Below are 21,150 nucleotides of genomic sequence, written 5' to 3' on the forward strand. Positions count from 1 at the left end.
GCTTACAAATCGCTTGCCTGCTTCACCACCACCGTACACGTAATCCCCGCCGCCAACAGCACTCCCTCCGGCACTTCATCAATGTGAATCCGCACCGGCACCCGCTGTGCCAGGCGCACCCAGTTAAAGGTCGGGTTCACGTCGGCGATCAGCTCGCGGCTCTCCGGGTTGTCGCGGTCATAGATGCCGCGAGAAATGCTTTCCACATGCCCCTTGAGCACTTCGCCGCTCATCAGTTGCATATCGGCTTTATCCCCTACGCGCACATGCGGCAGTTTGGTTTCTTCGAAGAAGCCATAGACCCAGAACGAGTTCATGTCCACCACGGCCATTTTCGCTTCGCCGATGCGTGCGTAGTCGCCGCGATGGACGTTGAGGTTGGTCACGTAACCGTCCACCGCCGCGCGCACTTCGGTGCGTTTGAGGTTCAGTTCGGCGGCTTCCAGTTGTGCCTGGGCGTGCTGGTAATCGGCCAGGGCCGAGTCGGCGATGTTGCTGGCGTCGTCGCGGTTTTCCCTGGAGATCACCAGGTTGTCGAGGTCGGCGCGGCGGTGGGCGTTGACCTTGCGCATCTCCCACGTGGCTTTGCGCGAGGCCACCAGCGACTGCGCCTGTTTCACCGCAATGCGGTAATGCTCAGGGTCGATGCGCATCAGCAAATCGCCCTTCTTCACTAGCTGGTTGTCACGCACCGGCACGTCCACCACTTCACCGGTAACGTCGGCGGCGACGTTGATGATGTCGGCGCGCACCCGGCCGTCGCGAGTCCAGGGTGTGTTCATGTAATGCACCCACAGGGTCCGGCCGATCCACAGGGCAAGGGCCAACACCAGGAGGGTCGCGAGCAGGCTGAAAAGCTTTTTCATCGGGGTGTTCTCAACGATAAACAGTCAGCGCCAGGGCGCCGAACAGACAGGTAAACAGACTCAGGCGCAGCAGCGCCGGGTGCCAGAAGAAGCGGTACAAATCGAACCCGGACAGGAATCGATCCAGCGCCCAGGCCAGCGCCGCCGCAATGAAAAACATCAGGGTCATGGTCGGCATGTACACGCCGTGGAAGGCGATTTCACGAGGCATGGGCAAGTCCTTCGGGCTTGGCGATGGTGTATGAAGCCAGTGGCGATTGCGGGTCGAGCAGCGAGGTGCGGATGAAGTGCAGGTAGCTTTTCACTCGGCGCAAGGCGGAGGTATCGAAGTGCGGCGCAAAGGGTTCGTCGGTGGCCTGCACGCGGCTGATCGCGTGATCGACCGCGACCAGCGCACGCTCCAGATTGCTCTGGCCCGGTTGCAGAAACATTCGCACCAGCGAACGCCCCATCACCCGGATTGACTGGCGCCACGGCTGGGATTCGGCGTAGGCCGGGTGCACCGGCAGAATCGCCTGTTCCTTGCGCAACTCGATGATCGCGTGGCCGACTTCCAGCACCACGAACATCCAGCGCAGCAAGTCTCGTTGCACCTGCGGCTGTCCCGCTGCCAGACCGTAAGCCTGATGCAAAAGATCGCGAGTGCGGCTTTCGAAACTCGACGCCAGGCCCTTGAGTTTGCCGCTGATGGCATACACCACTTGCCCGCGCAAATCCTGCTCCAGCCGCCGCCACAACCAGCGGCTGTTGGGCGGCAGAATGATCGCCCCGGCCGCCGCGCACACCAGCATGCCCATGATCATGGCGATGTAGTCGTTGATGAACGCGTAAGGGTTGTAAACCGTGAGGTTGTCCGGCACCGAACCGGTGCTGAAGAAGATCAGCAATCCCAGGCCAACCCCGACGTATTGCGGCCGTGAAGTCAGGAACGACCCGAGCACGATCACCGGCGCCAGCATCACGCACAGCAACGGAAAACCGTCGATCCAGGGGAAGATGAAAAACATCTCGACGAAGCCGATCAGCGCCCCGAGCAACGTCCCGCAGGCCATCTGAAACGCCATGCGTTTGGGGTTCGGTGTCGCCGCTGAAAGACCGACGGTGGCGGCAGCGATCAGGGTCATGGTCGCCCCGCTCGGCCACGCGGTGGCCACCCAATAACTGCCTAGTACCACGAGGATGAATGCTGCGCGAATACCCGATGCCGCCGAGGCCAGCCAGTTGGTTTGCGGGGTGAAGGGCTCGTCCCAACGCTCACGTTCGTGGCTGTGATCGGCCAGCGACGCGTGGGTCTGTGCATAACTGTGCAGGTCGTCGACGAAGCGATAAAGCAGCTCGTACGCGGTGTGGAAATCCAACTGCTCGGCGTCGCTCGGATCATTCTCCTGAAAGGTCGCCCGCAGGCTGCGAACTCGCGCCGGCAAGTTTTCCTTATAGGTCGCCAACGCGGTGGCCAGGCGTGCAGCGTCGGGGCTGGTCAAGGCGCGACCGCTGAAGCCGTCGAGCACTTCGGCCAGGTCTTGCAACCCCGGTTTGATCGCCGCGACAACGTGATCGGTGCCGCCGCTACGCAGACGTTCGAGCAACTGATGCAACGCATTGAAGCGCGTAGTAATGCCCATGAATTCGCTGTTCAAGCGACTGAGCCGCCCGTTGCGCCGACGCATGTGCGGGTCTTCGAACACCGTGACGCTGCGCAGCCCTTCCAGGCCCACTGCCTCGGCGATGAACCGAACGTTGCTTGCTTCAAACGCTTCGCGCCGACTGCGACCGCGCAAGCCATCAGTGACGAACAACGCAAACACGCCGAAGCGCTGATACAACGCATTGCGCATCGCCGCACTGGCGGTTTGCGGCAAGATCGCGGCGCTGACCAGCGTCGTGCACAGAATGCCCAGGGAGATTTCCAATACGCGCCAGACTGCTGCCATGAACGCGCCGTCGGGGTGAGCCAAAGCAGGCAGTCCGACCATCGCCGCCGTGTAACCGGCGAGCACAAATCCGTAGGCGCGGAAGTTGCGATAACGTGCCGCGCCGGCCGAGCAGAGGCCGACCCAGATCGCCAGCGAACCGAGGAACAGTTCTGTGTTCTGCGCAAACAAGGCAATCAGCGCGACCATCACCGCCGACCCGGCCAACGTGCCAAGGAAGCGATAGAAGCTCTTGGCCAATACCTGGCCGCTTTGCGGCTGCATAACGATGAACACGGTGATCATCGCGGTGCGCGGCTGGGGCAATTCCAGACGCATGGCCAGCCACAGGGTCAGGAACGCGGCGAACAGCACCTTGAAAATGTACACCCAGGTCACGCCATCGCTGCGTGCCCAGTCGAAGAAACCCCGGCGCCATTCAAGGGAATATAGCCAGCGCAAAGGTGCGGGCAAGGGAGTCATGGAATTTTGCTCACTTGGGAAAAACTTGAGACAAGCGAATGACTGTGGCGAGCGAGCTTGCTCGCGCTGGGCTGCGTAGCGGCCCCAAAATTCTGGCAACCACTGCTAATTTTGTGAGTGCTGCGCACTCAAGCGGGAGCAAGCTCCCTCGCCACAAATGTGGGTGTGCCTGAAACGTCGCGCTCACTGCAAAAGAACCGGGGTTTTCGGAGGCTGGGTTTTCTCGGCATTCGGCACGTCGTTGCCCGCCCCGAGTCCACCACCAAGCGCCGTCACCAGCTCCGCATGAGCACTCAACCGTGCGGCCTGAACCTGCTGCTGCACTTGTTGCTGCTTGAACAACAAGGTCTGCGCATTGAGCACGTTGAGGTAATCGGTGAGCCCACGCTGATACGCGATCATCGCGATGTCGTAGGTCTTCTGCGCCGTGGTCACCGACTCGGCGGCGAAGGCTTGTTGCTTGTCCATCGACTCGCGGCGAATCAACTGGTCGGAGATATTTTTCAGCGCATTGACCAGCGTCTGGTTGTACCTGGCCACGGAGATGTCATAACCGGCCGAGGCTTCGCCCAACTCCGAACGCAAGCGGCCACCGTCGAAGATCGGCAACGAAATCGCCGGGGGCCGACGCTGTAGTTGAGCTTCTTGCCGGTCAAAAACTCCAGCGCCCCGCCGCCGGTGGCCATGTAGCCGAGGCTGCCGACCAGATCGACGTTGGGGTAGAAGCCCGCGTGAGCGACATCGATACCCCGCGCCTGGGCCGCCACTTGCCAGCGACTGGCGACCACGTCCCGGGCGTTGACCGAGCAATTGCGCAGGCAGCGACGAAGGTAACTTTAGCGCCGAGCCCAACGACAGCGTCGGCCGTTGCAACTGCGCGCCCTCCCCCGGTCCCTTACCGGCCAGAGCGGCGAGTTGGTTGCGGCTTAGAGCAATTTCCTCGTCCAGCGCATCGATTTGCCGATGGGTTTCCGGCAATGGTGTTTCGGCCTGGCTGACTTCGAAATGCGTGCCGATGCCACCATCCAGACGTTTCTGTGCCAGGTCGAGAATTTGCTGTTGCTGCTTCAAGGTCGCCGCGACGATGTCCCGTTGCGCGTAATGTAACGAGAGCTCGATGTAGGCGCGCACGATATTGTTCTGCAATTCGAGCTGCGCCTGCCGCGCCTCGGCGGCGCTCATGTGGGCCATGTCCACGACGCGTTCGGTGGCGTTGCTTTCGCGTCCCCAAAGGTCGAGGGCATAGCTGAAGCCCAGCGCGGCGTTGTTGTCCCAAGTGGTGGTGTTGGCCAACTCGCCGGGGCCGTAGAACTGATCGGTGGGCCAGTTGTGGCGCTTGAGGGTGGATTGGCCATTGATCTGCAAGGACTCGGCGGACTCGGCAATGCCGGCCATGGACCGCGCCTGACGCACTCGCGCGGCGGCCATGGCCATGCTCGGGCTGCCTTGCAGGGCGAGGTCGATCCAGCGGTTCAGTTGCGGGTCGCCGTAGGCTTGCCACCATTGGGTGCTGGGCCAATGAGCGTCTTGCTCGGCGCTCTGAATAGCTTCATCGGTGGCCAGTGAATCAGCCTCCAGTGCCTTGCCCTGTGGGGCAATACCTGCGGTGCCGATGCAGCCGCTGATTGCCAGGGTTAAAGCCAAAACACTGAGCGTCTTGAGCGCTCTGTTGATGCGACGCGGCACTGCTGCGATTTCCTGAAAGGGGGGTACGGAAAAACTTGTGGGGAACCGCTTTTTGTGGCGAGGGGGCTTGCCCCCGTTCGGCTGCGCAGCAGTCGTAAACCGGTCACCGCATTCTGATTGAAGATCGCGGTGACCGGTTTTAGGGTCGCTTCGCAACCCAACGGGGGCAAGCCCCCTCGCCACACAAGCCGCTCCCACAATGGCGCAATTCTAGGGGGCGGCCGGAAAGGCGATAAGCCGGGAATCCTGTGAATCTTTGTTACCGTTAACGCGATAATCCATTTGTCGGGGTCACTGTCCCCGTAACTTCGTGTCACAATTTGCCATCGCATTCGAGAGCACCCCATGGACACTTTGCAAAACATGCGCGCCTTCAGTTACGTGGCCGACGCCGGCAGCTTTACCGCCGCCGCCGTGCAACTCGACACCACCACGGCCAACGTCTCGCGCGCGGTCTCCAACCTGGAAGCCCACCTGCAAACCCGCCTGCTCAACCGCACCACCCGCCGCATCGCCCTGACCGAGGCCGGCAAGCGCTATCTATTGCGTTGCGAGCAGATCCTGGCCTACGTCGAAGAAGCCGAAGCCGAGGCCAGCGACGCCCACGCGCGCCCGGCCGGGCAACTCAAGGTGCACACCATGACCGGCATCGGTCAGCACTTCGTGATCGACGCCATCGCCCGCTACCGCAAGACCCACCCGGACGTGACCTTCGACCTGACCATGGCCAACCGCGTGCCGGATTTACTCGACGAGGGCTACGACGTGTCCATCGTGCTCGCCAGCGAACTGCCGGACTCGGGCTTCGTCTCCCAACGCCTGGGCATCACCTACAGCATCGTTTGCGCATCGCCGGCCTATGTAAAAGCCAACGGCTGCGCGCACAAGCCCAGCGATTTGCTGAACCATGCGTGCCTGCGGTTGGTGAGCCCGGTGATTCCGCTGGAGAAGTGGACCTTCGACGGCCCGGAAGGCCAGGAAATGGTCACCATCAACAGCTCACCGTTTTTGGTGAACTCCGCTGATGCGATGAAAACGGCGATCACCAGTGGCATGGGCGTTGGCGTTTTACCGGTGTATGCGGCGATTGAAGGGCTGCGCAACGGCACGCTGGTGCGGGTAATGCCGAATTACCGGTCACAGGAACTGAATCTGTATGCGATCTACCCGTCGCGGCAGTATCTGGATGCGAAGATCAAGACGTGGGTGGAGTACTTGCGGGGGTCGTTGCCGGAGATATTGGCGGCGCATCAGGCGGAATTGGCGGCGTATGAATTGAGTGGGAGTTTGGGTGGGGTTCGGGTGGCGAATTAGCCCATTACGCAGCATTGGCTTATGGCAAAGGAATGCCGAAATAATCTTCTCCAATAGCCAATAGATATAAATTAACTATCAGATCTGACAGTAGACGAACTGTCTCCTCGAATGGAAACTCCATGGGTAATTTAATTTTTCATTCGAAGGAATACGGGTATGAACATTTACTACACGGGTTCAAATAAAAACCTTAGTTCCACTAGCGACAAACTGACTGCTGAAATCCACAACAGCTTTAAATTCTCCACCTACGATGGGACAGCTACTCTTTTTATCACTAATGGAGAGTGGATTATTTTATACACTAGGCATCAAATCAGTGAAACCGAATGGAACACCATCTCCCTACGCTTCCCGGCAAACATTGAAAACAAACGATATGAATTTCAACCGGGCGATATTTTACCCCCTACTTTCAGCGAAAACTGGTCCGTCCCTGACGGATCATGGCACCGACCTTACACCTCTAAAAATAATGTCGGGCACATCACGTTCAATTTCGATCTTAAGGCTGGGACACTCAAAGCCGACTTCAACTTTACGATTCTGAACAATGAAGAAAGTCATCAAGCGATTGGTGGAATTGATGTTAAAGGTCTGGAGCATATAACCGGACAGCGACACTTGGAAAAGCTATTCGAGTAATCGGCAGCCCGTTGAACACTCACCGCCATCCTGGGGGGAGCCGTCGGTTCTTCCCAGAGATCGGGCGACTGTCAGGCCGCTGTTAAGCCAGCAGTCCGGCGTACTTTCCACAGAGCCAATACGCACAAAGGCCAACAACTGAATAGGCAAACATCAGATTGGGAATGACGACCCAGCGTCGTAGGTGTAAAGGGAAGTGCTTTATCTCATCGATACAATGCGGGTCGCTTCTCAGCAGGAATGCATCATCCTCACGAAGCATGGTCGAGAGATGAGTCAAACGGTAATGACGCCCGTACAGACCATCACCCATGACCCAACGGTTGCGACCAATGAAGTAAGAATCGTTGAGGTGAGATTCGAGTTCTTCGAGTTTAAAAAAACTGATGTACACACGCAGCACTGAAACGATAAAAACCAAGGCAAGAAAGCCGATCAGGATGGCTGTGTAGAGTAGTTTCAGGTCACTCATCGGGTTTGAAATGGTTGCACGCAAAGATACAAAGCCACTCCAAAGCAACAGTAGTCCAGCGCTGACGACCGCAATCCGCATCAGTTTTTTTGGAGTTTCAGCCCATTTTTTCAGGCGCTCCGGCAAGATTTCAGCTTCCATAAACGCATACGAATCCAACATCTGATGCTGATAGAAACTCCCCGTTAAAGCGCCAATCAACCTAAGTCTGTTCATCCTTCCAAACGGGCCGTTACCCGCTGTGTTTCGATTGATACTCACCAGGTGAGACGCATTGAAGTGATCTTCAATTTGGTCGAGTTTGAAATAGGCGGCGTACAGCAGGATTACCTGACTGGTAAAAACCAGTAGAAAAATGATCGCAGCAAGAACAAGCACGATATTTTTAGTGTCACTCATCATCATCGGACGGGGTTAAAAATACTTCATACTCGCTCATGGCGATACGCCCTCAAAAAAACCTCCACCACAGACTTAACTCAGTAGGCCGGTATATTTTCCCCAGCCCCATAAAGCCACCATACAAACAATGAAAAACGTTGCGATATGAAATGGAATATTGACCCACAACCTAAGTCCAGCAGGAAATTGTGCTATATCCGAGATCGCCAGCGGGTCAGTTTGCTGCAGGAATGACGTGCTGGCGCAAAGCAATCCGCTGATTCGGCTCAAGCGCATTAATCTGCTAATGGGTCCACTGCCCGTCAAATGATCGTTTTCTAAAACAGCGGAACTCTTAAGAAGTTTTTCAATTTCGTCCAGCTTGAAGAACGCCACATAAAACATAACGATCAAATTTATAAGCATAAAACCCAATAAAAGTAGGGCGCATGCTCCATACAGCATCTTTTCTTGGCTCATGGAGTTGTTACCTCGTAGATCAATTCTCCACCAGCCTCTCCAAACTTCGCCCCGATATTTCCTCCAACTGATGCTGTGCCCCCGCTAAGAATTAACGCGCAAACAACACCGCCTAAGCCGCGGGTCTTCAAAGCAATACCGGCGCAGTACTTCAAGGTGATTTTTCCCGTCACAACTCCTGCGGTAACACCGCCAATTACGTTACCAGACAGCTTACCGCCCTCGGAAAATTGCACCTGCCTGCAGTCTTCAGCACTTCCTGTACGGCAAACCTCGTTGATACGCATGGTAGCCGCACCTGCTGCAAGCCCTATTCCTACATAGCCTCCCAGCCTTCGCCACACCATCAATGTTAGAGGCGTAGCCGGGTAACTGTGTCGGTGCCCCTGCCTTGTTCCAATGATGAATCGCTCTACGAGTAGAAAGGCCCAAGGCACGCTTGAGCTTGGGATGATCCGGGATACCGGTGCCTTTGCGTACAAGCCCCCCCAGACCAACATCGAGTTTGGCCATCAACCGCCTGCGCCGGGAAAAAAACTCAGGGGAATGCAAATGCCCGTGTTCACGGAATTGCTGTTGATGCAACCCATCAAGTTCTTTCAGGGTCGTTTTCAGGCTCTCCAGATGCTGACCGATCATGAACGACGCCACGCCTAACGATCCCGCCGACACCTCCAAAAACGGCTCGATCACTTCATGATGCTCGACTAAAAACGATGCCTCTTCATCACTCAGATCCTTCAATGCTTCGTTCACCTTCTCCGCCACGATCATCATTTGCGCCTCTTCGCGACGGTACATGTAATGCCGTGAATCGCTGAAAATCACCATTTGCCCCGGCTTCACTCGCTCGCCGAGATGCCGATTGAGCGAGCGTAATTCCTGGCGCAGTGCATCGCTTGGCGGGTTTTCGTACAGCGAACGCTCTAGAGCGTCGAGGGTCATGGGCTGCTGAATAATATGGAAACCCGACTCCACGGGTTTGGGCAGGGTGAAGGCGTGTTCTTCGACCAGATGCTGCGCCGGTGGCAGCTCAGGTTTGGGGTTGAAGGCATTCCATGAGGCACCGCCGTTATCGGAATCGATTCGGGGCGTCACCATGACCCAATCACCGTTGCTAACGGCATTGATGAGTTTTTGCTGGTTGGCGGCCTGCATGTAGTTGGAGCTGTTAACGCCGACCGCGCTTAGTAGGTCGTCGAAGCCTTGCAGGTCGTAGGGATAGTTCAGGGCCTGGCGCAAGTCGGCGACGGCTTGGTGGCTGTCTAGCACCTGGCCGTGTTGGCTGGTGAGTTGGTTTTTGGGGATGAGTCTGGTCACGCTCGTGTCCCGTTCCTTGGAAACGTGAGACTTTGGCGAGTGGGCTCAAAGGGGGATGCCGGGCGAATCGTTTTTGCGTGTAGGGGAAGTCCGAGTTTTTTGATGGCGACATTGTGGGTGCAGTCTTCAGCAGTTCCTACAGACGGGGTGATTTTTGAGGGCGTTTCCGACAAGTTTTGACGGTTGTTGCGTCGGAAGCGAAATGGGTAGGCTTTGTGGGTCGCTGCAAAATCAGCGATCAGGTCTGGAAAACCTGGCAAACACTTACCACAGCTCATGGCATGCTGCGGCGCTTTTTTCTGCACGCAATCCTTGTTATGGCGGCTGTGCGCGGGAGACCTTCGGGTCTGCCGGGTTTTGGTGGATGTTCCGGTTTTTCCAGTCCGCGCACAGCTGCCACCCATTTCGTCTGGAAAACGAAAGATGGCAGTTCCACTTCATCTGCCAATGAGTAACTTCCGCATGATCAAAGAAACACCGAACCCTCCGGAAACCGACGACGTTTCCCCCTACGAATCCCCCAACTCCAAGAAACTCAACGAAGCCGCCGAACGCGCGCTGAATCACTACCTCAACCCCGCTGCCCTCAAATCACCGACCATCCGCAAACCCAGCACGATGTATATGCTCGCACCGGCGATCAAAGACGAAGACCTGTTGGCCCACACCTGTGAATCGTTGGCCCAGGCCAGAGTGATGGCCAGCAATTTTGCGACCTATCTGGAAGGTCCGCATCGGAATACGGCCATGGCGATTCAGCAGATCGTCATGCTGGCCGAGCTGGCGGTGAACCGGATGCTGGATAACCTCAACGTACCAAAACCCGCGCCACACAGCTGACCCCTTGTAGGAGCGAACTGTGGTGAGGGTGGCGTACACCCGGCAATCCGAGCGCTCGCATAATGTCCGGGAAGAATGTTAGCGTGCTTGGCATTCTCCAATCCCGACGAGCCGCCTCCAATGAAAAAAACCGTCCTCGCCTTCAGCCGCATCACCCCACCGATGATCGAACGTCTGCAACAAGACTTCGACGTGATCGTGCCGAACCCGAAAAACGGCGACATCAACGCCCAGTTCAATGAAGCCCTGCCCCACGCCCACGGCCTGATCGGCGTCGGTCGCAAACTCGGTCGCGCGCAACTGGAAAACGCCAGCAAACTGGAAGTGGTCTCCAGCGTCTCGGTCGGCTACGACAATTACGACCTCGCCTACTTCAACGAACGCGGGATCATGCTCACCAACACCCCCGACGTACTCACCGAAAGCACCGCCGACCTGGCCTTCGCCTTGCTCATGAGCAGTGCCCGCCGCGTCGCCGAGCTGGACGCCTGGACCAAGGCCGGCCAATGGCAAGCCACCGTCGGCGCGCCGTTGTTCGGTAGCGATGTGCATGGCAAAACCTTAGGCATCGTCGGCATGGGTAACATCGGCGCGGCCATCGCCCGGCGTGGTCGGCTGGGCTTCAACATGCCGATTATCTACAGTGGCAACAGCCGCAAGACCGAACTGGAACAGGAACTCGGTGCGCAGTTCCGCAGCCTCGACCAACTGCTGGCCGAAGCCGATTTCGTCTGCCTGGTGGTGCCGCTCAGCGAAAAAACCAGACACCTGATCAGTCACCGCGAACTGGCGCTGATGAAACCGAGCGCCATTCTGGTGAACATCGCCCGCGGCCCCGTAGTGGACGAACCGGCGCTGATCGAAGCGCTGCAAAACAACCGGATTCGCGGTGCCGGGCTGGACGTCTACGAGAAAGAACCGTTGGCCGAGTCGCCATTGTTCCAACTGAAAAACGCCGTGACCTTGCCGCATATCGGCTCCGCGACTCACGAAACCCGTGACGCCATGGCCAACCGTGCCTTGGCCAACTTGCGCAGTGCCTTGTTGGGTGAGCGGCCGCAAGATCTGGTGAGTCCACAAGTGTGGAAAGGCTGACTAAATAAGGGTAGGCGGTTCAAACGCCTGCCCGCTCTCTACAGATTCGGGCACTTCACGCCAATTTACCGTTTCCTTGCACCATCGACGTCCTGGGTTTACGGAACACCAGCACATTCCCCAACATCACCAACACCAGCCCCACCAGTGCCGGCGCCGTCCATTGATAGCCTTCGGCAAACGCCGACACGTTCAGCGCCACCACCGGAAAGAGTACGGTGCAATACGCCGCCCGCTCCGGCCCCATGCGCCCGACCAGCGTCAGGTAGGCGGTGAAGCCGATCACCGAGCCCGGAATCACCAGGTACAGCAACGAGCCGATGTAGCGGGCATTCCATTCCATGTCGAACGGGATGCCTTTGACCAGGCACCACGCCGACAACATCGCCGCGCCGTAAGCCATGCCCCAAGCATTGGTGGTCAGGGGTTTCAGGCCAGCTTTCTGTTGCAAACTCGACAGCATGTTACCCGCCGAGAAACACAAGGTGCCGAGCAACGCCAAGCCCAATCCGAGCAAGGTTTCGGGGCTGGCGGTATGACCGGCCAGCTCTGGCCAGAACAACAGGCCCAATCCGAGCAACCCCAGTGCACCGCCCATCAGTACATTGCGAGCGATTTTCTGACCGAAAAACACCCGTGCGTTGAAGGCATTCCACAGGGTGGCGGTGGAAAACACCACGGCGACCAGACCGCTGGGGATCCACTGGCTGGCGGTGAGGAAACACATGAAATTGATGCAGAACAGGCACAGGCCCTGAGCCAGGCAAATCAGATGCCCGCGACGGTTCATCACCTGCAAGCGCCGGCTGAGCAGCAACAGCGCGAACAGCACCAACGCGGCGAGGCCAAAGCGATAGACGATCGACACCGGAATCGCCACCACGCCCAGTTGCCATTTCAAGGCAATCCAGGTGGTGCCCCAGATCAGCACGGTCAATAAATACAACGAAAGGTTCATGGCGACAGCTCCGGGATGGGCAATGCTGTTTACTTTGGGGCGAGCGAGCTTGCTCGCGCTTGAGTGCATAGCGCTCACAAAACTGGCGAAATTTGCCAGGACTTGGGGGCCGCTACGCAGCCCAGCGCGAGCAAGCTCGCTCGCCACAGTGCATTGCCTGATTAGGGGGCCAGTGTGCTGCGCCAATCGTGGGCGCACTTGCATAAACTTGCGCTTTTGTCGGCCGGCGGGCTGGCAGGCCAACGTCTACGGAGTAGGATGCAAAGCGTTGGAGAGAACCGATCATGGCCGCACTGGAAACCCTGCAAGTCTTTCAAGCGCTTAACCGCTCGCCCAATGCTCGTCTGGAGCACAGCGCCGAGCTCGGTGACGGCATGGCTGCAGCTTTGTGGAACAACCACCATGATGCCCAGGACTACGAAGCGCCGAGCCATCACACCCTGTCGTGCTATATCGCCGGCGGCACCGGCACCTTTCGCCGCGACCAGCCCGGCACCAAGGGCGGCCCGGACAAGCTGTGCATCTTGCCGGCCGACCATCAGTCAGGCTGGGTGATCAATGGCGATATTCGCCTGGCCCACCTGTATTTCAGCCCCGAACAATTTGCCCTGGGCTGCGTCACGCTGCTGGATCGTGAACCGCGGGAATTGCAGTTGCGCGAGCGCACCTTCCTCGAAGACCCGCAGCAGGCCCGGCGCTTTCGGCAGTTGATCGCCCTCAACTGGGACGAACCGGGCGAACGCCTGCTCACCAGTAGCCTGGCCCATGAAATGCTTAGCCATGCCCTGCTCAGCCAGGTTGGCGTGCGCCAGGGCTTGCGCCTCAAGGGTGGGTTGGCGGCGCATCAGCGGCGGCAGTTGGTGGAGTTCATCGACCATCAAATGGCCGAAGCGATCAGCCTCGGGCAGTTGGCGGCGTTGTGTGCGCTGTCGGAATACCACTTTGCACGGATGTTTCGTGTGAGCTTCGGTTTGCCGCCGCATCAGTATGTGCTGGCGCGGCGGTTGAGCCGCGCGCGGGAGCTGTTGCGCGGGACGTCGCAGCCACTGGGGGATATTGCGTTGGCCTGTGGGTTTGCCAGTGCGAGCCATTTCACCAATCGGTTTCGCCAGGCGCTGGGTGGCACGCCTGGGGAATATCGGCAGGCGTTTTTGCGCTAGCGCTGCAATCCATTGGTTTTCGGTGCCTGTGCAGCCGCCTTCGCGAGCAAGCCCGCTCCCACAGGTGACCGCGTTCTCTCAGAGGAATGCGGTTGAATATGGGAGCGGGCTTGCTCGCGAAGAACGATGACGCGGCTTCCGGACCAGAAAAACCGACCAAGAGCCGATTGCCGGATCCAGCCCCCGCCCCTACAATGCGAACAATTCTTGTTCTCTAACGTATCGAAATACGTCCGGAGCGGTTCCGTTGTCGTCAGCCTCTACCGTCGAAGTCCTTTATCACGCCCATCACAACTGGCTCACCGGTTGGCTGCGGCGCAAACTCGGCTGCCCTGACAGCGCCGCGGATCTGGCTCAGGACACATTCATTCGAGTGCTGACGGCACGGGAAACGCCCCATATCATCGAGCCGCGGGCGTTCCTCACCACCATCGCCAAGCGCGTGCTGTTCAATCATTACCGTCGTCAGGATCTGGAGCGCGCCTACCTCGATGCGCTGGCGCAGATGCCGGAAATCGTCGCGCCGTCGGAGGAGGACCGGGCGATCATCCTGCAAACGTTGATGGAGCTCGACCAGCTGCTAGACGGCCTGCCACGCCTGGTCAAACGCGCCTTTTTGTTGGCTCAGCTCGATGGTTTGACTTATCCACAGATCGCCACCGAACTGGGCATTTCCATTGCCACCGTCAAACGGCACCTAAACAAAGCGGCGATGCGCTGCTACTTCGCACGATGAACAGCCCTGCGGATTTTTCCTCTCAAGTCGCCGAGCAGGCCGTGCACTGGTGGATGGAAATCCAGCAAGGGCCGTTGAGCCCGCGCCAGCAAATCGCCTGGCAGCAATGGCTCGATGCTCACGGTGAACATCGACGGGCCTGGGAACACATTCAGCGGGTCAATCAACGCTTGCGCGGGTTGTCTTCACCACTGGCCCATGCCGCCCTCAACGCACCAAAATCCGCCGGCCGTCGTCAGGCGTTGAAGCTGTTGCTGATTCTCGGTGCGGGTTCGGCGGTCACCTGGGCCATGCGCGAGCACAATCCGCTGACGCCGTTGCTGGCCGACTACCGCAGCCCGATCGGCCAGCGACGTAAAGTGTCGCTCGGTGATGGCAGCCAAGTGCAGCTCAACACCGCCAGTTCGGTCGATGTGCGAGTCGACGGTCAGCAGCGGCTGATCCGCTTGTTTGAGGGCGAGATGTTGCTGACCGCCGCCCAAGCGTTTCAAGTACAGACCGCACAAGGCCTGTTGAAAACCCAAGGCGGACGGCTGAACGTGCGGCAGTTTGCCGATCACACTCACGTGGCGGTGTTCGAAGGCAGCATCGAATTGACGCCCCATGGCGGCGCACCGCTGATGCTGCAAACCGCCCGACAGTTGAGCTTCGGCGCACGCGGCATCAGCGCTCCCTTGCCACTGGACGCCAACAACGGCGCCTGGGTCGACGGCATGCTGGTGGCCGCGCACATGCGCCTGGGAGATTTCCTCGATGAACTCGGTCGCTATCGCCGGGGGCAGCTCAAGTGCGCGACGAATGTTGCCGATCTGCTGATCTCCGGGACTTATCCACTGGACAACAGCGAGCGGATTCTTGATCTGCTGGAAATCAGTTTGCCGGTGAAGGTGAGGCGTTTTACCCGGTATTGGGTGACGGTTGAGGCACGGGCCTGAATCTTGATCAACGCACATCACCTGTGGCGAGGGAGCTTGCTCCCTCGCCACAAAAGCCAACCTGCGTCACCCCAGCGTGAGCCGTTTTTCAGATCTGGCGTGACAGAGAAGGAAAGCCCCCTTGATTCAACCTTCTCAGGATCGCCCTCCATGCAACTCACCCGCGTCACACCGCTGACCCGCACCTTGCGCCAACTCTTGCTGGGCGTCAGCCTGAGCTTCGGCGTTCTGCCACTGGTGCACGCCGCTGATGCCAAGCCGTATCACATCGCACCGTCCTCGCTGGAGAGTGCACTTAACCAATTCGGCCGTGAAGCCGGCGTGCTGATCTCCTTTGGCTCACAAGTCACCAGCGGTGTGCAAAGTCGCGGCCTGGAAGGCAACTACACCCCTTCGCAGGGCTTGAACGCGCTGCTCGAAGGCACCGGCCTGCAAGCCCGCGCCGAGGGCGATAATGCCTTCAGCCTGCAACCGGCGGGTGATGCGACGCTGGAGCTGGACACCTCTAAAGTGGTCGGCGACTGGCTTGGCGATGCGGCGCAAACCAACGTCTTCGAACACCCCGGCGCTCGCGACGTGATCCGCCGCGAAGCATTCGAACGCCAGGGCGCGACTCAGGCCAGGGATGTGCTCAACCGCATGCCCGGGGTCAATGCGCCGGACAACAACGGCACTGGCAGCCATGACATGGCACTGAACTTCGGCATTCGCGGGCTCAACCCACGGCTGGCTTCACGCTCCACGGTATTGATGGACGGCATTCCGGTGCCCTTCGCCCCTTATGGTCAGCCGCAGCTTTCATTCGCGCCGATCAGCATGGGCAACATGGACGCGGTCGACGTGGTGCGCGGCGGCGGTGCGGTGCGCTACGGTCCGCAGAACGTCGGCGGTGTGGTCAACTTCGTGACCCGCGCCATTCCCGATGAGCCGACGGTCAAGGGCGGCTTCCAGACCGAAACCAGCCCATCGTCCAGCCATGACGGCTTCAAAACCACCGGCAATTTGCTGGCCGGCGGTACGGCCGATAACGGTCTGGGCGGCGCGATTCTGTACTCGGGCACCCGCGGTGGCGACTGGCGCGAACACAGCGACACCGAAATCGACGACCTGATCCTCAAGGGCAAATACCAGCTTGATGACGCCAACAGCTTCAACGCCATGGCCCAATATTACGAAGGCAAGGCCGACATGCCCGGCGGCCTGAACGTCGCCGATTACGACGCCGATCCGTACCAGTCGACCCGCCCGAAAGACCAGTTCTGGGGCCGCCGCACGATGTTCAACTTCGGCTATCGCTATCAGGAAGATCGCCGCGAGTTCACCGCCAATACCTTCTTCACCAAGACCCTGCGCAGCGGTTATCTGGACCAGGGCACGTTCCTTTCACTGTCGCCACGCGAGTATTGGGTACGTGGCCTGGAAACCCGTTTCGCCCAAGGCTTCGATCTCGGCCAGACCAGCCATGAAGTCGGCGTCGGCTATCGCTACATCAACGAAGCCGGCCACGAACTGCGCTACCGCACGCCGATCGCCAGCAACGAATATCCGACCACCAACAGCCGCAACGACCGCGATACGCGGGGCGGCACCGAGGCCAATGCGTTCTTCGTCGACGACCGGATCGATATCGGCAAGTGGACGATCACGCCGGGCATCCGCTACGAAATGATCGAGTCGCAGCAGACCAACAACCTGACCAACGTGAAATACAAGGGTGACTACAACACCGCCCTGCCGGCGCTGAACGTGCTCTATCACCTGACCGACAGCTGGAACCTCTACGCCAACACCGAAGGCTCATTTGGCAGCGTGCAGTACAGCCAGATGCCCAACCGGGTGACCAGCGGCGAAGTCAAACCGGAGAAGGCGCGCACCTGGGAGCTGGGTACCCGGTACGACAACGGCGCCTTGCGGGCAGAGATTGGTGCGTTCCTGATCAACTTCGATAACCAGTATGAAAGCAATCAAACCAACGACTCGGTGATCGCCCGAGGTGAAACACGTCATCAAGGCATCGAAACCAGCATCAATTACGCCCTCGACGACTTGAGCCCGGCGCTGGCCGGTTTCGATGTGTACGCAACTTACGCCTATGTTGACGCGAGCATCCGCGAAGACGGGCCGAACAAGGGCAATCGCGTGCCGTTCTCTTCGAAACACAAAGGCACGCTCGGCGTCGGTTATACCGAAGGCGCGTGGAAACTGAATCTGGACAGCAGCTATCAGAGTGATCAGTTCGCTGACAACGCCAATACCTCGGCCGAAAGCGCCGATGGCAGCACCGGCAAGATTCCGGGGTATATGTTGTTCAGCAGCCGTGCGGCGTATGACTTCGGGCCGAAGTTGTCGGACCTGAACGTGGCGGTGGGGGTGAAGAACATCTTCAACCACCAGTACTTCACCCGCTCGTTCGATGACAACAATAAAGGCAAGTACGTGGGGGAACCGCGGACGGTGTATGTGCAGACTTCAATCGCGTTTTGATTACTGACCACGGGTCTGAGGTCGGACCTATTGTGGCGAGGGAGCTTGCTCCCGCTCGGCTGCGAAGCAGTCGTAAAACCTGCTGACGAGATTTGCCTGACACACCGCACTGGATGGTTTGGGGGCCGCTTCGCACCCCAGCGGGAGCAAGCTCCCTCGCCACAGGCTCCATGGCACCACAGGAGCCGGCGAATACCAGAAACAAGAACGGGCCTGCATAAGCAGGCCCGTTTTTTAGGTGGAGAGAAAGTAGGAAGGTAAAAAGTGAATCAGGCCTCAGCCGTTTTGTGCAGCCTGTTCGTTCTCGAGAAACTCGTCTTCCAGCAGCGCATCGGCAGTAGGCCTTTCGAACGGCACCACAGCGGCACGTGGTTTGCCCCGCAGTTTGCCGAACAGATGTTCAAGCGCATGTTCGAGTTTTTCGGCCGCACCGTCGATCGCCAGTTCCAGGTTAGCGGCTTTATGGGTGACAGAAATCGGTTGGTGGCCTTTTGGCCTCGCTTCCAGCTGGCAGCGTATATCGTGGGGACCGAGCTTGTCGCCGTTCTCGTCCCGCAGATGGACCTCGACGCGGGTCAGGTCCTCCTCATAACGTTCGAGCGTGCTCTCAATGGTAGTACGTACCCACTCCTCCAGTCGGATGCTGCTTTGAATATGGTTATCGCTATTGACTTGGATTTGCATAGTTCCATCCCTTATTTCAGCTAGCTCGCGAGAGGCCCTTCGGCTGGCCCTTGGGCTTCATCACCGTGACCTCTTGGTTACACAATCGGTGTGTGCGCAGAACATTTCAACCCCTAAAGAAAGATAAATTCTCATACGCAAAAAAAGCCGGACAAGAAGCAAAAGCGCTGTTAAGGTCGGGAGTTGGGTCGCCTCGCTCTTTTGTCATAATTGCTCACATCTGCCGCTCCGCCAGCGGGTGCAGGCTACGAAATATCCCCGCCTCCTCCACCAGCCAGTCATGCACCGCGCGTACACCCGGATGACTCAGCGCGCCCGGCGCATAGAGCAGCACGTAACGCTTGTGATTGGGCACCGCCAGGCCAAACGGCACGATCAACGTCCCGCGCTCCAGTTCATCGTTGAGCAGCGTTCGCCGCGCAATCGCCACGCCCATCCCGGCAATCGCCGCTTCGATGGTCAGGTGATTGCGATTGAAGGTATGCCCGCGCCGTACATCCGCGCCCTCGAAGCCGATGGCGTTGAGATAAAACTCCCATTCCGCGTACTCGTAACTGCCGCGCCAGGCGGTGATGTCGTGCAGCAACGGAAAATGCACCAGGTCCGCCGGGCCATGCAGTGGCGGCCTTCCGCGCAACAGGTTGGGGGCACACACCGGAAAGATCTGCTCATCCAGCAAGGCTGTGGATAACAATCCGGGGTAGCTGCCGTCGTTCAGGTCAATCGCCAGATCGAAGTCGCCTTCGTGCAACGGAACACTGCTGTCCTCAGCCACCAGCCGCAGCTGAATATCCGGAAAGCGCTGCTGCAAACGCGGCAACCTGGGGGTCAGCCATTTGCTCAGGAACGAGGGAATTGAGCGCAACCGCAAAATCCCGCTGATCATTCCCGCATCCAGTCGTCGCAATTCCGCATCAATGCTGCCGTAGGCCTCGTTGACGGTGATAGCCAATCGCTGGCCTTCGGCGCTCAATTCCACGCCCCGGGCGCGACGATGAAACAGGCGAAAACCTAGCCGCTCTTCCAGTTGGCGAATTTGCTGACTGACCGCCCCCGGCGTGATGTGCAGTTCTTCGGCGCAACGGGTGAAGGACAAGTGCCGCGCGGCACACGAAAACACGTGCAGCCAGACGTAGGTCTGGGCGTGCAATTGGCGACTCATTGTTTAGTCCTGCTAAAGGCTGTCTTAGGAAGTTTCGTTGGTCACGTAGGACCGAGGTAGGCAGTATCGCCGACATTGCGCTTGGCCTACAAAAATGGCGGCGATTCCTCTTCCATTGCTTGTATAGGCTTTAGCATGGCTATCAGTGTTTTCGATCTCTTCAAAGTCGGCATCGGTCCGTCCAGTTCCCACACCGTCGGCCCTATGCGTGCCGCCGCGACCTTCGCCCAGGCACTGATTGACCAGGGTTTACTGGCCGACGTACGGCGGGTAGAAATCCGCCTTTATGGTTCGCTTTCGGCCACCGGCGTCGGCCACGCGACCGACCGTGCCTGCATCATGGGCCTGATGGGCGAATGGCCAGACAGTATTGATCCGAACTCAATCGACAGCCGAATCCAGCATCTGCGCGAAACAGGCGAATTGTCCCTGGCCGGCAAATCGACCATTGCGTTCAACTGGCAGCACGACCTCCTGCTGCTCGACGAGAGCCTGTCCTACCACCCAAACGCCATGTCCCTGACAGCCTTCGGCGAAACCGGTGAGCTGTTCGAGCAGACGTACTACTCGGTAGGCGGTGGTTTCATCATCGAGGCGGCCGAAGCCGAGTCTGGCATTGCCCCTTCCAGCGACGTAGTGCTGCCGTACGATTTTTCCAGCGCCGCCGAGTTGCTCAAGCTCTGTAACCAGCACGGTCTGCGGGTTTCCGAGCTGATGATGGCCAATGAACGGGCCTGGCGCAGCGACGCCGAGATCCGCCAAGGGTTGCTGCATATCTGGTCGGTGATGCGCGAGTGCGTCGAGCAAGGTCTGCGTCACGAAGGCATCCTGCCCGGCGGTCTGAATGTTCCGCGCCGCGCCGCGAAATTGCACCGCAGTCTGTTGGAAATCGGCAAACCGAATGTCATCAGCTCCACCCTGTCGGCCATGGAGTGGGTCAACCTGTTCGCCCTCGCCGTAAATGAAGAAAACGCGGCTGGCGGACGCATGGTGACCGCGCCTACAAACGGGGCGGCGGGGATCATTCCGGCCGTGCTGCACTACTACATGAAATTCAACCCGGATGCGTCGGACGATGACGTCGTAGCGTTCTTTTTGGGCGCTGCGGCCGTAGGCATTCTCTGCAAGAAAAACGCCTCGATCTCTGGCGCCGAAGTCGGCTGCCAGGGTGAGGTCGGTTCCGCGTGCGCCATGGCCGCCGCAGGTTTGGCGGACGTGCTCGGCGCCACCCCGGAGCAACTGGAAAACGCCGCCGAAATCGGCTTGGAACACAACCTCGGCCTGACCTGCGATCCGGTCGGCGGCCTGGTGCAAGTGCCGTGCATCGAGCGCAACGCAATTGCTGCCGTGAAGGCAATCAACGCCACGCAAATGGCCCTGCGCGGCGACGGCAAACACTTCATTTCCCTGGACCGGGTGATCCGCACCATGCGCGATACCGGCGCCGACATGCACGACAAATACAAAGAAACTTCACGGGGCGGCCTGGCGGTGAGCTGGGTGGAGTGCTGAGGAGCACTCCCTGATCGTCCGCAA

General features: G+C 58.8%; 19 protein-coding genes and 1 pseudogene. 9 read left to right on the forward strand and 11 right to left on the reverse strand.

Annotated elements, in window-relative coordinates:
* Positions 1–2: 2 nt before the first annotated feature.
* The 4 genes and pseudogenes from PSH65_RS26935 to PSH65_RS26950 form a co-directional block, all read right to left on the reverse strand.
* Positions 3–866 carry an HlyD family secretion protein gene (locus PSH65_RS26935; protein WP_305423404.1) on the reverse strand — a complete coding sequence of 288 codons (864 nt, stop codon included), beginning with the start codon at positions 864–866 and terminating at the stop codon, positions 3–5.
* Between the two features lie 10 nt (positions 867–876).
* On the reverse strand, positions 877–1,077 hold the full coding sequence (locus tag PSH65_RS26940; protein WP_007896379.1) for a DUF1656 domain-containing protein: 201 nt from the start codon (positions 1,075–1,077) through the stop codon (positions 877–879).
* Positions 1,067–3,259 carry an FUSC family protein gene (locus tag PSH65_RS26945; protein WP_305423405.1) on the reverse strand — a complete coding sequence of 731 codons (2,193 nt, stop codon included), beginning with the start codon at positions 3,257–3,259 and terminating at the stop codon, positions 1,067–1,069. Before PSH65_RS26945 ends, PSH65_RS26940 begins: the two co-directional genes overlap by 11 nt.
* 183 nt (positions 3,260–3,442) lie before the next feature.
* Positions 3,443–4,945: pseudogene (locus PSH65_RS26950) on the reverse strand (efflux transporter outer membrane subunit).
* Between the two features lie 345 nt (positions 4,946–5,290).
* Between PSH65_RS26950 and PSH65_RS26955 the strand changes: the two are divergent.
* Positions 5,291–6,259: a LysR family transcriptional regulator gene (locus PSH65_RS26955; protein ID WP_305423406.1), complete on the forward strand. Its 969-nt coding sequence runs from the start codon at positions 5,291–5,293 to the stop codon at positions 6,257–6,259.
* Between the two features lie 159 nt (positions 6,260–6,418).
* A complete protein-coding gene (locus tag PSH65_RS26960) occupies positions 6,419–6,907 on the forward strand; it encodes a hypothetical protein (RefSeq protein ID WP_305423408.1) in 489 nt (162 codons plus the stop codon).
* A gap of 82 nt (positions 6,908–6,989) precedes the next feature.
* Here PSH65_RS26960 and PSH65_RS26965 read toward each other — a convergent pair whose 3' ends face one another.
* The 4 genes from PSH65_RS26965 to PSH65_RS26980 all read right to left on the reverse strand — a co-directional run bounded on the left by PSH65_RS26965 (position 6,990) and on the right by PSH65_RS26980 (position 9,560).
* The gene (locus tag PSH65_RS26965; protein WP_305423409.1) at positions 6,990–7,778 is read right to left on the reverse strand and encodes a hypothetical protein; all 789 of its coding nucleotides are present in this window, start codon (positions 7,776–7,778) and stop codon (positions 6,990–6,992) included.
* A 75-nt stretch (positions 7,779–7,853) separates the two neighbouring features.
* Positions 7,854–8,240, reverse strand: coding sequence for a hypothetical protein (locus tag PSH65_RS26970; protein WP_305423411.1), 387 nt, complete (start codon positions 8,238–8,240; stop codon positions 7,854–7,856).
* Positions 8,237–8,527 carry a hypothetical protein gene (locus PSH65_RS26975; protein WP_305423413.1) on the reverse strand — a complete coding sequence of 97 codons (291 nt, stop codon included), beginning with the start codon at positions 8,525–8,527 and terminating at the stop codon, positions 8,237–8,239. Before PSH65_RS26975 ends, PSH65_RS26970 begins: the two co-directional genes overlap by 4 nt.
* Complete coding sequence (locus PSH65_RS26980; protein ID WP_305423414.1) at positions 8,490–9,560, reverse strand: hypothetical protein; 1,071 nt, start codon at positions 9,558–9,560, stop codon at positions 8,490–8,492. Before PSH65_RS26980 ends, PSH65_RS26975 begins: the two co-directional genes overlap by 38 nt.
* 462 nt (positions 9,561–10,022) lie before the next feature.
* Here PSH65_RS26980 and PSH65_RS26985 point away from each other — a divergent pair, with 462 nt between their 5' ends.
* Both PSH65_RS26985 and PSH65_RS26990 read left to right on the forward strand, forming a co-directional pair.
* Positions 10,023–10,400: a DUF6124 family protein gene (locus PSH65_RS26985; RefSeq protein ID WP_305427059.1), complete on the forward strand. Its 378-nt coding sequence runs from the start codon at positions 10,023–10,025 to the stop codon at positions 10,398–10,400.
* Between the two features lie 120 nt (positions 10,401–10,520).
* Positions 10,521–11,495, forward strand: coding sequence for a D-glycerate dehydrogenase (locus PSH65_RS26990; protein WP_305423415.1), 975 nt, complete (start codon positions 10,521–10,523; stop codon positions 11,493–11,495).
* A 55-nt stretch (positions 11,496–11,550) separates the two neighbouring features.
* On the opposite strand, the gene PSH65_RS26995 is transcribed toward PSH65_RS26990, so the two are convergent.
* The gene (locus tag PSH65_RS26995; RefSeq protein WP_305423416.1) at positions 11,551–12,453 is read right to left on the reverse strand and encodes a DMT family transporter; all 903 of its coding nucleotides are present in this window, start codon (positions 12,451–12,453) and stop codon (positions 11,551–11,553) included.
* Positions 12,454–12,737: 284 nt separating this feature from the next.
* Here PSH65_RS26995 and PSH65_RS27000 point away from each other — a divergent pair, with 284 nt between their 5' ends.
* The 4 genes from PSH65_RS27000 (at position 12,738) to fecA (ending at position 17,768) form a co-directional block, all read left to right on the forward strand.
* Positions 12,738–13,613 carry an AraC family transcriptional regulator gene (locus tag PSH65_RS27000; RefSeq protein WP_305423418.1) on the forward strand — a complete coding sequence of 292 codons (876 nt, stop codon included), beginning with the start codon at positions 12,738–12,740 and terminating at the stop codon, positions 13,611–13,613.
* A gap of 247 nt (positions 13,614–13,860) precedes the next feature.
* Positions 13,861–14,349, forward strand: a complete 489-nt coding sequence (locus PSH65_RS27005) for a sigma-70 family RNA polymerase sigma factor (protein ID WP_305423419.1) — start codon at positions 13,861–13,863, stop codon at positions 14,347–14,349.
* Complete coding sequence (locus PSH65_RS27010) at positions 14,346–15,284, forward strand: FecR domain-containing protein (RefSeq protein WP_305423420.1); 939 nt, start codon at positions 14,346–14,348, stop codon at positions 15,282–15,284. The genes PSH65_RS27005 and PSH65_RS27010 overlap by 4 nt, the downstream gene beginning before the upstream one ends.
* 150 nt (positions 15,285–15,434) lie before the next feature.
* Positions 15,435–17,768 carry a TonB-dependent Fe(3+) dicitrate receptor FecA gene (fecA, locus tag PSH65_RS27015; protein WP_305423421.1) on the forward strand — a complete coding sequence of 778 codons (2,334 nt, stop codon included), beginning with the start codon at positions 15,435–15,437 and terminating at the stop codon, positions 17,766–17,768.
* A gap of 276 nt (positions 17,769–18,044) precedes the next feature.
* Here the strand turns inward: fecA and PSH65_RS27020 are convergent, their stop codons facing one another.
* Together PSH65_RS27020 and PSH65_RS27025 are read right to left on the reverse strand one after the other, a co-directional pair.
* A complete protein-coding gene (locus PSH65_RS27020; RefSeq protein WP_305423422.1) occupies positions 18,045–18,452 on the reverse strand; it encodes an HPF/RaiA family ribosome-associated protein in 408 nt (135 codons plus the stop codon).
* A 214-nt stretch (positions 18,453–18,666) separates the two neighbouring features.
* Positions 18,667–19,614, reverse strand: a complete 948-nt coding sequence (locus PSH65_RS27025; RefSeq protein ID WP_305423424.1) for a LysR substrate-binding domain-containing protein — start codon at positions 19,612–19,614, stop codon at positions 18,667–18,669.
* Positions 19,615–19,749: 135 nt separating this feature from the next.
* Between PSH65_RS27025 and PSH65_RS27030 the strand changes: the two genes are divergently transcribed.
* On the forward strand, positions 19,750–21,126 hold the full coding sequence (locus PSH65_RS27030; protein ID WP_305423426.1) for an L-serine ammonia-lyase: 1,377 nt from the start codon (positions 19,750–19,752) through the stop codon (positions 21,124–21,126).
* The last annotated feature ends 24 nt before the right edge of the window (positions 21,127–21,150 follow it).

This window comes from Pseudomonas sp. FP603, assembly GCF_030687415.1.
GTDB lineage: Bacteria > Pseudomonadota > Gammaproteobacteria > Pseudomonadales > Pseudomonadaceae > Aquipseudomonas > Aquipseudomonas wuhanensis.

What these genes read in the sequence shown, in the direction of transcription:
- PSH65_RS26935 (WP_305423404.1), bottom strand. Translation starts at nt 866, where the DNA reads ATGAAAAAGCTTTTCAGCCTGCTCGCGACCCTCCTGGTGTTGGCCCTT.
- PSH65_RS26940 (WP_007896379.1), bottom strand. Translation starts at nt 1,077, where the DNA reads ATGCCTCGTGAAATCGCCTTCCACGGCGTGTACATGCCGACCATGACC.
- PSH65_RS26945 (WP_305423405.1), bottom strand. Translation starts at nt 3,259, where the DNA reads ATGACTCCCTTGCCCGCACCTTTGCGCTGGCTATATTCCCTTGAATGG.
- PSH65_RS26955 (WP_305423406.1), top strand. Translation starts at nt 5,291, where the DNA reads ATGGACACTTTGCAAAACATGCGCGCCTTCAGTTACGTGGCCGACGCC.
- PSH65_RS26960 (WP_305423408.1), top strand. Translation starts at nt 6,419, where the DNA reads ATGAACATTTACTACACGGGTTCAAATAAAAACCTTAGTTCCACTAGC.
- PSH65_RS26965 (WP_305423409.1), bottom strand. Translation starts at nt 7,778, where the DNA reads ATGAGTGACACTAAAAATATCGTGCTTGTTCTTGCTGCGATCATTTTT.
- PSH65_RS26970 (WP_305423411.1), bottom strand. Translation starts at nt 8,240, where the DNA reads ATGAGCCAAGAAAAGATGCTGTATGGAGCATGCGCCCTACTTTTATTG.
- PSH65_RS26975 (WP_305423413.1), bottom strand. Translation starts at nt 8,527, where the DNA reads ATGCGTATCAACGAGGTTTGCCGTACAGGAAGTGCTGAAGACTGCAGG.
- PSH65_RS26985 (WP_305427059.1), top strand. Translation starts at nt 10,023, where the DNA reads ATGATCAAAGAAACACCGAACCCTCCGGAAACCGACGACGTTTCCCCC.
- PSH65_RS26990 (WP_305423415.1), top strand. Translation starts at nt 10,521, where the DNA reads ATGAAAAAAACCGTCCTCGCCTTCAGCCGCATCACCCCACCGATGATC.
- PSH65_RS26995 (WP_305423416.1), bottom strand. Translation starts at nt 12,453, where the DNA reads ATGAACCTTTCGTTGTATTTATTGACCGTGCTGATCTGGGGCACCACC.
- PSH65_RS27000 (WP_305423418.1), top strand. Translation starts at nt 12,738, where the DNA reads ATGGCCGCACTGGAAACCCTGCAAGTCTTTCAAGCGCTTAACCGCTCG.
- PSH65_RS27010 (WP_305423420.1), top strand. Translation starts at nt 14,346, where the DNA reads ATGAACAGCCCTGCGGATTTTTCCTCTCAAGTCGCCGAGCAGGCCGTG.
- fecA (WP_305423421.1), top strand. Translation starts at nt 15,435, where the DNA reads ATGCAACTCACCCGCGTCACACCGCTGACCCGCACCTTGCGCCAACTC.
- PSH65_RS27020 (WP_305423422.1), bottom strand. Translation starts at nt 18,452, where the DNA reads ATGCAAATCCAAGTCAATAGCGATAACCATATTCAAAGCAGCATCCGA.
- PSH65_RS27025 (WP_305423424.1), bottom strand. Translation starts at nt 19,614, where the DNA reads ATGAGTCGCCAATTGCACGCCCAGACCTACGTCTGGCTGCACGTGTTT.
- PSH65_RS27030 (WP_305423426.1), top strand. Translation starts at nt 19,750, where the DNA reads ATGGCTATCAGTGTTTTCGATCTCTTCAAAGTCGGCATCGGTCCGTCC.